Annotated in this window: 10 protein-coding genes; 3 read left to right on the forward strand and 7 right to left on the reverse strand. The window is 60.0% G+C overall.

Annotated features, from left to right (window positions below; genetic code table 11):
* Window positions 1–78 precede the first annotated feature (78 nt).
* Window positions 79–1029 carry an L-threonylcarbamoyladenylate synthase gene (locus tag AC2FIT_RS10320; protein WP_496829142.1) on the forward strand — a complete coding sequence of 317 codons (951 nt, stop codon included), beginning with the start codon at window positions 79–81 and terminating at the stop codon, window positions 1027–1029.
* Here the strand turns inward: AC2FIT_RS10320 and AC2FIT_RS10325 are convergent, their stop codons facing one another.
* Window positions 1030–1584 carry a YqgE/AlgH family protein gene (locus AC2FIT_RS10325; protein ID WP_068338016.1) on the reverse strand — a complete coding sequence of 185 codons (555 nt, stop codon included), beginning with the start codon at window positions 1582–1584 and terminating at the stop codon, window positions 1030–1032.
* 146 nt (window positions 1585–1730) lie between these two features.
* On the opposite strand from AC2FIT_RS10325, the gene AC2FIT_RS10330 reads away from it, so the two are divergent.
* Together AC2FIT_RS10330 and AC2FIT_RS10335 are read left to right on the forward strand one after the other, a co-directional pair.
* Window positions 1731–2543 (forward strand): protein-disulfide reductase DsbD domain-containing protein, encoded by an 813-nt coding sequence (locus AC2FIT_RS10330; RefSeq protein ID WP_496829144.1) that lies wholly within the window; start codon window positions 1731–1733, stop codon window positions 2541–2543.
* 3 nt (window positions 2544–2546) lie between these two features.
* Window positions 2547–2966 carry an NUDIX hydrolase gene (locus tag AC2FIT_RS10335; RefSeq protein WP_496829146.1) on the forward strand — a complete coding sequence of 140 codons (420 nt, stop codon included), beginning with the start codon at window positions 2547–2549 and terminating at the stop codon, window positions 2964–2966.
* On the opposite strand, the gene AC2FIT_RS10340 is transcribed toward AC2FIT_RS10335, so the two are convergent.
* The 6 genes from AC2FIT_RS10340 to AC2FIT_RS10365 form a co-directional block, all read right to left on the reverse strand.
* Window positions 2963–6361 carry an efflux RND transporter permease subunit gene (locus tag AC2FIT_RS10340; protein WP_496829148.1) on the reverse strand — a complete coding sequence of 1133 codons (3399 nt, stop codon included), beginning with the start codon at window positions 6359–6361 and terminating at the stop codon, window positions 2963–2965. The genes AC2FIT_RS10335 and AC2FIT_RS10340 overlap by 4 nt on opposite strands.
* 5 nt (window positions 6362–6366) lie before the next feature.
* Window positions 6367–7815, reverse strand: a complete 1449-nt coding sequence (locus AC2FIT_RS10345) for an efflux RND transporter periplasmic adaptor subunit (protein ID WP_496829150.1) — start codon at window positions 7813–7815, stop codon at window positions 6367–6369.
* A 106-nt stretch (window positions 7816–7921) separates the two neighbouring features.
* Window positions 7922–8464 (reverse strand): molybdenum cofactor biosynthesis protein B, encoded by a 543-nt coding sequence (moaB, locus tag AC2FIT_RS10350; RefSeq protein WP_496829152.1) that lies wholly within the window; start codon window positions 8462–8464, stop codon window positions 7922–7924.
* A gap of 6 nt (window positions 8465–8470) precedes the next feature.
* Window positions 8471–9091, reverse strand: a complete 621-nt coding sequence (locus AC2FIT_RS10355; protein WP_496829154.1) for a LysE family translocator — start codon at window positions 9089–9091, stop codon at window positions 8471–8473.
* Complete coding sequence (locus AC2FIT_RS10360) at window positions 9088–9687, reverse strand: metallophosphoesterase family protein (protein ID WP_496829156.1); 600 nt, start codon at window positions 9685–9687, stop codon at window positions 9088–9090. The genes AC2FIT_RS10355 and AC2FIT_RS10360 overlap by 4 nt, the downstream gene beginning before the upstream one ends.
* On the reverse strand, window positions 9687–10451 hold the full coding sequence (locus AC2FIT_RS10365; protein WP_496829270.1) for a uracil-DNA glycosylase: 765 nt from the start codon (window positions 10449–10451) through the stop codon (window positions 9687–9689). The genes AC2FIT_RS10360 and AC2FIT_RS10365 overlap by 1 nt, the downstream gene beginning before the upstream one ends.
* Window positions 10452–10662 lie beyond the last annotated feature (211 nt).

The raw sequence follows: 10662 nt of genomic DNA on the forward strand, positions 1-10662 counted from the left end.
CACCTTTATGCATCCGGTGTTCAGTGAATACCTAACCGGACCCATGTTACACGCAATCAAAACGCGGCGTCACCAGATATGATCCCTAACGGCACTTTGGACTTGTCCGCCGATCCCGACGGAATCGCGCAGGCGGCTGACCTGCTGCGACAAGGCCTGTTGGTCGCCTTTGCCACCGAAACGGTTTATGGGCTGGGGGGAGACGCATGCAATGGCAGGGCCGTGGCCAGCATCTACGCAGCCAAGGGTCGACCCAGTTTCAATCCCCTGATCGCGCATGTGTCATCTGCTGAGGCGGCACGCCGTTTCGTGCAATGGTCCGACCAGGCCGAGACACTGGCCGCGGCTTTCTGGCCCGGTCCCCTGACCATGGTTCTACCGTTGAAAGAGGGGCACCGGATTTCTTCACTGGTGACAGCCGGGCTGGATACGCTTGCGGTTCGGGTACCGGCACACGGCACCGCACGGGCGCTGCTGACTGCCTTCGGTGGCCCGGTCGCGGCACCCTCAGCCAACCCCTCGGGTCAGATCAGCCCGACAACAGCGGATCACGTACGTGCGGGTCTGGGGGGTCGCATTGCCGCCATTCTGGACGACGGCCCGTGTGGCGTCGGTGTGGAATCCACCATCGTCGGACTGGCCGGAGAGCCCAGCCTTCTGCGTCCCGGCGGTGTGGCACTGGAAGACATCGAATCCGTTCTGGGTACGCGGTTGCACCTGCATCAGGCCGGAGATCTGCTGACCGCTCCGGGCCAGCTTCAATCACACTATGCCCCGGACGCTCCGGTGCGCCTGAACGCTGAAAGCCCCCAAGGTGATGAGGTTTTGCTGGGCTTTGGCCCGGTCTCGTGCGATCTGAACCTATCAGAGGCGGGTGATCTGGACGAAGCCGCAGCCAACCTGTTCTCGGCTCTGCACACGCTGAACGGGACAGGCCGCCCAATTGCCGTTTCTCCGATACCGGATCAGGGTCTGGGTGCGGCCATCAACGACCGTCTGCGCCGCGCCGCAGCGCCACGCGACACCTGATCAGGCCCGCCCGGCGCTGGCCGACAAAGTTAGCGGATCCACACCCAGCGTGGCCAGTGCGGCTTCCCACTTGCCATCATCGGGCACATCAAACACAAGTTTCGATGTCGCCTCAGTGGTCAGCCAGCCATTCATTGCGATCTCTTCCTCCAACTGGCCGGGCCCCCAACCGGAATAGCCCAGCGCCAGCGTCGAATTCAAAGGCCCCCTCCCCGAGGCCAAATCCTCGAGTATGTCCAGAGTTGCTGTCATGCTGAAATCATCTGAAATCTGCATCGAATGCAGGTTAGCCTCATAATCGGCGCTGTGCAGGACAAAGCCGCGCGACATCTCGACCGGCCCACCGAAATGCACCAGACGTTCACCCACGACAGGGATGCGGCAAGCGATATTCAGCTGGCTCAGCAGGGTTTTGATCCGCAAATCCGATGGCTTGTTCACAATCAGCCCCATCGCCCCTTCATCACCATGGCTGCAAATGAAAACAACCGAGTGATCGAAGCGCGGGTCACCCATGCCGGGCATCGCAATCAACAGTTTTCCAGTCAGGTCCATTGAATTTTGACTCTCGCTTCGTCCCCTTTCAACAATGGCCCCGGCATGTGGGGATTGGCAAGGGATCAAGCCACATTTCGCCAGATTTCATCCATGTGACCGGAACGTGACTTGGAATCACGGTCGAAAGCGCGCATTTATTACGTATGAAGCGTTTTCTTAAGTCGACTGCAGTCGCGCTGACCGCCTATGTCATGCTGAACGCCCCTGCGCAAGCGCAGCGGGTGGACGGCGTTGTGCAACTGGATATTCTTGATGGCGGACGTACGGCCAGTGGCACCTATCTTGGCGCGCTCAGGTTGACGTTGCAGGATGGGTGGAAAACCTATTGGCGCGCGCCCGGCGATGCGGGCATTCCACCGCAGTTTGACTGGCAGAGTTCACAGAATGTGGGTGACGTGTCGATCACCTGGCCCGCACCCGAGGTGTTTGTCCAAAACGGGCTACAGTCCATCGGCTACGCCAATCAACTGGTGCTGCCAGTTGAAATCACCCCCCGCAATCCGGCTAAACCTGTGCGGCTTCGCGGGGACATGGATTTGGGCGTCTGCAAGGATGTCTGCATTCCCGAACGTTTGGATTTCGACCATATGCTGGACGCCAATGCTGCGCGCAACCCGGCAATCGCCGCTGCGCTGGCGCAGCGTCCCTTCTCGGCAAAAGAGGCGCGCGTTTCTGCCGCCAGCTGCCACCTGACCCCTACGGCGGATGGCATGCAAATCGAAGCCCGCGTTACTATGCCCTCGGCCGGTGGACGCGAAGTTGCCGTGATTGAGCCGGGCGATCCGGCATTGTGGACTTCTCAGCCCGAGACGACACGCCACGGCGACACGCTGGTTGCCAAATCCGAGGTGATCAGCGCCGCGGGCAGGTCTTTTGCCTTGGACCGATCTGACATTCGGATCACGGTTCTGGGTGCCAATCACGCGGTCGACATTCAGGGATGCAGCGCGGGCTGAGGCATGCAGAAAACTCCGAAGATCGGCGCGCTTGCCGTCGTGGTGCACAATGCCCGGGTCCTACTTGTGCAGCGCAGCAAGCAACCTGATGCAGGACTTTGGGGTTTTCCCGGCGGTCATGTCGAATGGGGTGAGACTGTCATGCAGGCTGCACAGCGGGAATTGCATGAGGAAACCTCGATCATCGCCGAGCCGCTGCACTACCTCGATAACCTGGATTTACTGCTCCACGACGATCAGGGCAGCGTGCAATCACACTATTTGCTGGTCGGGGTCGCCTGCCAATACCGATCGGGCACGCCCTTGGCCGGAGATGACGCGCAGGACGCTCGCTGGTTCCCGGTTGGACGGATCAGGCAAGGTGATCTGCCCATGAGCAATCGTGTCGCCGACCTGCTGGAAACCGCGCTGCGTCAGTCCTAAACTGCCCGCCCCCGTAGCCGTACATACAACAGACCGGACAGTACAAAGCTGACCAACAGGATCGGTACGGCCCCAGCAACAAACGCCCCTAGCCCCATTTGCAGGGCCACGACACTCTCGGCGCCTCCGTATAGCGCCGAAAGCAGGCCGAACGGCGTGCCAGCTATCGCAGGCCAGATCATAGTCACGCCGAACCAGACCAACAGCGCAAGCGCCGTAGCCGCCACCGCGCCCTGCACCACGCGATCCGGCGCACGCAACGCGCGACGCATTGCTGTCATCGGGCGCGACAGGTCATTCAATATGGCCAGCAGCGCAGGCACCAGCAATAGCACCAGCAACATTCCGAAGCCCAACCCATAGACCAACGTGATCACCGTGGGTTTGAGAAACTGCGCCTGCGTGGAGCTTTCGTATAGCAACGGCGTCAGCCCCAGAACTGTTGTGAGTGTCGTCAACATCACCGGACGCAAACGGTCTGCCGTGCCCTCGACAATCGAAGGCACCAGCCCGCGCTCCTGCTGGTAGCCATCGATGGTCGTTACCAGCACGATCGAGTCGTTGATAATAATCCCGGTCATCCCCAGCAGGCCGATCACGGTGAACATGCTCAGCGGCACATCCCAGATGTAATGCCCCCAGATCGCGCCCACCAACCCAAAAGGAATGATCGCCATCACCACCACGGGCCGCGTCCAGCTGGCAAAGACCCAGGCCAGAACAAGATATATACCTGTCAGGCACAGGATCAGCCCTGTGCGCGCCTCGGACAGGAATTCATTCTCCTGCTCGCTCAGGCCTGACATCTGCCATTCGACTTGCCGCTCGGATGCGATCTTGGGCAAAATCTCTTCGCCCATAGCGCGCTCAATCTCAGCAGCGCGGGCCGGATCATCCTCTGAAATGTCTCCGTTCACTGTCAAAACCCGCAGCCCGTTTTCGCGTCGGATGCTTGAAAATCCCGCTTTCCGTTCAACTGACACGATGTCGGCCAAGGGCACATAAACACCGTCTGGGGTGCGCATCAGTGTACGCTCAAGGAAATCAGCGGTCAGTTCGTTTTCGGGTAGTTCGACACGTATTTCGGCACTGCGCGGGCCATCAGGGAACGTCGCGGCCTCGATACCGTTGAGCCGATCCCGCAGCACGCGGCCCAACATTTCGATCCGGAAGCCCAGCGCCTCACCTTTCGCAGTCAGGTCCAGAATGAACTCTTCCTTGTCATAGGCGAGGTTGTCTTCAAGCGCCGAAACTTCTGGGTATTTCGACAGTTCTGTCTGCAAATCCTCAGATGCCTGTTTTAACGCGTCCAGATCGGCACCAGAGAGTTGCACGTCGATCGCATCCCCACCGGGACCAGACCGCCAGCCACGGAAACTGAGCAGTTCGACCTTCGGGTGGCGGGGCACGTGATCCCGCAAATCAGCCACAAATTCAAAACTGGAATAAGGGCGCAGATCGGCGTCGATCAACTCAACCGAGATCCCGCCCAGCAGGTCGGTATCCTTGCCATCGGCGGCGGACAGACCGCGACCAGCGGTACCCCCGACCTCGGCCAGAACATATTCGATTGGGTTGCGGCCGTGGCGCTCTTCGTAAATTTGGCCCATTTCTTCAACCGCCACCTGCAGCTGACGCATCATGGCAAGCGTGTCATCACGGGTCGCGCCTTCGACCATGATGAAGTTCCCCGTCACCGATCCCTGTTCGGGTGCATTGAAAAAGCGCCAGTTCACGTCGCCCTTGATAAACAGGGCAATCTGGCTGGACAGTATCACCACCATGATCGCTACAACCACGTATCGCGCTCGGACGACCCAAGCGATCAACGGTCGAAACAGCGTATCCCGCACCCAACGGAAACCGCGATTGACCACGCGATTGGGCAAGTCGTACCAGTGTTCCTTGGCAGAGTGCTTAATCGCGTGGGCCATGTGGTTGGGCAGGATCAGGAAGCACTCGATCAACGAGGCGATCAGAACCGCGATAACAGTGAAAGGGATGTCATAGATCAACTCTCCGAACCGGCCACCAATTGCGGTTAGCCCGAAAAACGCGATCACGGTGGTCAGCGTGGCGGCAAAGACCGGCATCGCCATGCGCTGCGCTGCCCGTTCAGCGGCCACGACTGGCGCTTCGCCCAGCCGCCGGGCACGGAAATCCGCATGTTCCCCTACGACAATGGCATCGTCCACAACTATACCCAGCGTGATGATCAGTCCGAACAGCGAGACCATGTTGATCGACAACCCGCCAATATACATGAACGCAATGGCGGCTGACATCGCCACAGGAATACCCGCCGCCACCCAGAAGGCGATACGAGCGTTCAAAAACAGAAACAGCAAACAAACCACAAGCCCCAGACCCACCAGCCCATTGTCGACCAGAATATCCAGACGGTCGGTGATGGCTTGGGCGCGTGTTCGGATCAGCTCGGCCGTAACGCCTTCGGGCAGGCTGGCCTGCATTTCGGCGACCACATCTTCAACCGTCTGCTGGACCTTGATCGCGTCACCCAAGTTCGAGCGGTCCACGCGCACCGACATGGCCGGGTTTTCGCCTACATAATAGCTGCGGTTACGGTTGACGCCCTCAACCCTGATCTCGGCTACATCGCCCACATAAAGTTTCGATCCATCGGCAAAGTTACGCAGCGCGATGCTTTCGATCTCTTCAGGGGTGCGCTTTTCCGTACCGGTGCGGATGCGTGCGTTGGCCCCTGTGACATCTCCGGCCGGGTTGGTGATCGCTTCGGCCGCTATGGCTTGGGCAATTTCGGATAGGGTGATGTCATTGGCGATCAACTGTGCCGTTGGCACCTCGACCACCACGCGCGGCGCGGCAAGACCCCGGATCGTGGTGCGGGTCACTCCGGCCGCGAACAGACGATTGATAAGTTCATCCGTGAACTTGGCCAATTGATCCGGGTCGACAGGGCCGGTGACAACCACATCCGTAACCCGATCGCGCCACGCACCGCGCCGGATCGTTGGCTCTTCGGCATCTTCCGGCAGGTTGGTGACACCATCGACAGCGGTTCTGACCTCGTCCACCGCCCGCGACATATCCCAGTTAGGCTCGAACTCAAGACGGATGTGGGCAGACCCCTCGCGCGAGGTCGCGGTCGTGTCGGTCACGCCTTCCACTGCAAGCAGCTCCGGCTCCAGAAGCTGAACGATGCCGCTATCCACATCTTCTGGTCCCGCTCCTTCCCACGAGACCCGAACGTCCACGCGCTCAAGTATCACATCGGGGAAGAATTGCGCGCGCATCGCGGGGATCGCCGCCGCGCCCAGAACCAGCATCAGCAGCAGAAGAAGGTTGGCCACCGTGCGATGCCGGGTGAAGTAGCTGAGAATTCCACCCGCCGCGCCGGGGATTTTGCGCATCATCGCGCTTACCCTCCGGCCCGCGTCTCGATGCTGCGCACCAAAGAGGCGGGAACCTTGACCTCGTTCAACTGGCCCAGAACCCGCGCCTTCATGTCGTTGGGCATATGGTCGCTTGCCTCGACCTGCGCCACCAGTTGCGCGCGCAACTCGTCAGACAGTTCAACCATGTCGGGGTCGGCACTGGCCTCAACCCGCAATGGCCGCACCCGGACCCCGCCACCCAACAAAGGTGTCCGGCCAACAACAACCTCACGCCCGGCCAGCCCGTCTCCTCGCAGCAAGACCTCGTCCCCTTGACGGCGGATCAGTTGCACCGGCAGAACCTCAAGCCGGTCATCCGCGCCAAGCACCAAAACGGTGCCAACTGAGTCGAGAACCGATGCCGGCAGTCGCACCACGTTGTCCAATGGCTGCTCTTCGACAGTAACAGTCACGAAATCACCCGGTTTGAAGCCCGGCGCATCATCCAGCCGCGCGTAAATCAGGCGACCTGTCTGCCCTTCACCCGCCGAGCCGCTGTCACGGCTGATACGCCCCTTGGCCGTCAGATCAGTTCCCGTCACCTCAAGCGAAACGGTTACAGGAGCGTCGATCAACGTGCCGTCAGCGTTCAACAAGCGCACATATTGTGCAGTCGAGACACGGAAAGCGACCTCCAACGCGTTGGGATCCACTAGTTCCGCCAGTTTTTCATTGGCCGATACCAACCGTCCTTCAACCAGTGAAACATCGGTCAATGTCCCGTCGAACCCCGCGCGAACCGTCATGTCGTCCAGATCACGTTCTGCGGCCTCCAGCGCGATGCGGGCGCGAGACAATAAAGTGGCAGCCTGGTCAACCCTGGACTCAGCCTGTGCCAGCGCAATGCGGCGGACCAGAACGGATTGCTGGGCGGCAGCCTCGGCCAGTTCCGCCTCTTCCACGGCGGCAGGTGTTCCGACGCCCCGGCCTTGCAGATCTTTCTGACGCTGCAAGGCACGCCCGCGCAACTCGGCCTGCGCGGTGGACGAGTTCAGCTCATCCTGTGCTAAGAGCAGTGAGCGCTCTGCATCACGCTCTTCGAACTGCGCATCCAAGAGATCGGACTTGGCCCGATCCAGCGCTGATTGTGCATCAGCCGGGTCAAGTTCCACCAAGACCTCTCCGGCTTGAACGACGCCGCCATCCTCGAAATCGTCCGCCAGCGCGATGACCCGACCGCCGAGCGCTGCGCGCAGTTCCAACCGGCGACGGCTTTGCACCTCGCCAAAGGCTTCGAGGTAAGGTGTAACTGTCTGAAATTCTGCACGCTGCACGCTGACTGCGAAGGTACGTTCACGCGCCTCTGGCGGCGCGTTATCCCGATTCAACGCCTCTTGCACCGCGTTGGTGATCAGTTGAACCGCGACAAACAGAAGTGCCAGCGTCAGAAACGCCAGAAAGACACCAAAAAGGCTTTGCCTTAAGAATCGCATCAGTCACTTACCCCGGTCGCATCAGGCTGCCACCTGCAGAAGGTAGCCGGGCAAAGGAAAATGCCAAGCCACAAAGCGGTTTCAACCAGTTATACGCGTGTGCAGTCTACTTCCGTCGCAGATGTTCGTCCAATCGGGGCATTATTTCCACGAAATTGCAGGGTCGGTGACGATAATCGAACTGTTTTTCCAAAATCCCGTCCCACGCGTCTTTGCAGGCCCCGGGGCTGCCAGGTAACGCAAACAGATAAGTGCCCTGAGCCACGCCGCCTGTCGCGCGCGATTGCACGGCCGATGTACCGATCTTTTCCATGGATACAATGGTGAAAACAGTGCTGAACGCCTCGATTTCCTTTTCATAGACGTCCCGATGCGCCTCAACCGTCACGTCACGGCCGGTCAGCCCTGTGCCGCCAGTCGAAATCACAACGTCGATTTCAGGATCACCGACCCACAGCCGCAGCTGCGCCGCGATTTCGGCGCGCTCATCCCGGATGATCTTGCGATCCGCCACCAAATGGCCCGCGCGTTCGATCCGGTCGACCAGTGTTTGGCCAGAACGATCTTCGTCCAGCGAGCGTGTGTCCGAGACCGTCAGAACGGCGATCCGGACCGGGATGAATTCAATGCTCTCGTCAATGCGCGACATATGGCGTCAGGCCCTTTCCATTATGGCAAGCCGGACGGCGAGGGCTGTGAAGATACCCCCGGTTGTCCAGCCCATGATACGTGAGGCGCGCGGGTTTGAGATCAGAACCCTCCCTGCCCCACCAGCAAAAATGCCAACCATCCCATTCACCACGAAACCGCCCAGCGCGATGATTACGCCGAATATCAGAAATTGCGGCAGGATCGGGCCGTTGGCGGGGTTCACGAATTGCGGGATAAATGCCAGCACAAAAAGGATGACCTTGGGGTTGGTCAGGTTCACCACCATTCCGTCGCGAAACGCGTAACGTGTCGGTTTTGCAGGTGTTTCGGCGGTCATCGCCCCGTGCCGGATCACGCCCCACGCAAGGTACAGCAGATACGCCACACCCACCCAACGGATCACATCGAACAGCCACGGCATACTGGAGACCACGGCTCCCAGCCCGAGCCCGGCCAACAGCACATGCACCATCAGGCCAATAGAGATCCCGGCGCTGGCCACCAAAGCCGGTTTGGCACCAGACCGCAGCCCCTGACCCAAACAGAACATCATATCCGCGCCCGGGGTAAAGTTCAGCGCCAGAGCAGCCGGAACGAACGCCAGCAGGGTGACCGTCTCGATCATATGGAGACCTCGAACCAGTTTACCGTTGGCCCCAGATTGGCGACCTGAGTACGGCCCAAAGTCCCGCGATAGCCCCAACTGTCGTGGATATGTCCGCAAAACGCGTATTGTGGCTGCAGGCGTTCCACCGCATCCCGCACAGCAACTGACCCCACCGCATCACCCATGGATGTAACATCGCCATACCCTTTTGGCGGAGAATGCGAAATGAGGATATCCGCAGCTTCGCAACGCTCCAGCAGCTCAGCGGCTTCGGCCTCGGTCAAATCACATGACCAGTCACCAAAAGGTGTAACGGGTACGCCATACCCCAGACCGAACAGCCGCAGACCATCCAGCGTCATACCGGTGCCGTGCAGTACATGGCCGCCCTCGGGTGCAGCCTCGGTCAGGTCCTGCACACTTTCTGCATTGCCGGGCACGATGACGAAAGGCGCTGTGATGCCAGATAGCATCGCCATCGCTTGATCCAGCCCCTGCCGCATATTGCAGAAATCGCCAGCCCCGATCACAAGATCGGCCTCTGCGCTTGCCGCGACGATCTCAGCCGCGCGCGAGCGGGCCATGTGCAGGTCCGAAAAAGCCATGACGCGCATCACTTGCCCTCCAACCAGGCTTGTAACTCCAGAAGATCCGCCCAGGCGTGGCGCTTCATCTGTGGTTGGCGCAGCAAGTAGGCGGGGTGGAACATCGGGATGGCCGGCAAGCCCAGCGCCTGTTCCCATTGTCCGCGCAGCCGTGTGATGCCACGTTTGCCCAAAACCGCCTGACAGCTGATATTGCCCATGATCACCAGAACTTCGGGTTTGGCCAATGCGACATGCCGTTCGAGGAAGGGTTTCATCATCCCGATCTCTTCCGGCTTGGGGTCTCGGTTCTGCGGCGGCCGCCACGGCAGGACATTGGTGATATAGACGTTCTGTTTACGATCCAGATCAATCGCTGCCAGCATCCGGTCCAGCAATTGCCCCGCGCGTCCGACAAATGGCTTGCCCTCGCGGTCTTCTTCGCGGCCCGGTGCTTCGCCGATGATCATGACCCGCGCGCCGGGTGTCCCATCGGCAAAGACCAGTTGCCGCGCGCCGCGCTTCAGCTCGCAAAGCTCGAACCCGTCCATTGCCGCGCGCAGCTGATCAAGCGACCCGGAGCTTTGCGCCACCGCCTTCGCAACTGCAACCGGGTCCACGTGCTTGGGCTTTTCCGGTGCGGCTTGGGATATAGTGGCTTTTTTGACCTTGGGCGTTGTATCAGGCAGCGCGTACCGGTCCACCGGTGTATCACCGATCGCGTCCGTCGCGCCCAGTTCTATCTGCCAATCCAGCAGCGCCCGCGCAGTGTGATAGTCCATAACCGATTCCATAACCCTCAATCTAACCAGCTTTTGTCCGAGGGAAAGCGAATAGGCCTTGATCGGGCCGTTCATCGCACCGACCATCAAGACATTCATGATTGTGCTGTTTCGATTCCTTTTTGTTTTCTTGCTGCTGGGCATGCTCGGCGGCCCAGCTTTTGCGCAGCTCTTTGACCGGGACGGCCAATGCAGGCCCGGGCAATTCAAATGCGGTTTTCGC

It is taken from the genome of Ruegeria sp. YTSA135, assembly GCF_059610165.1.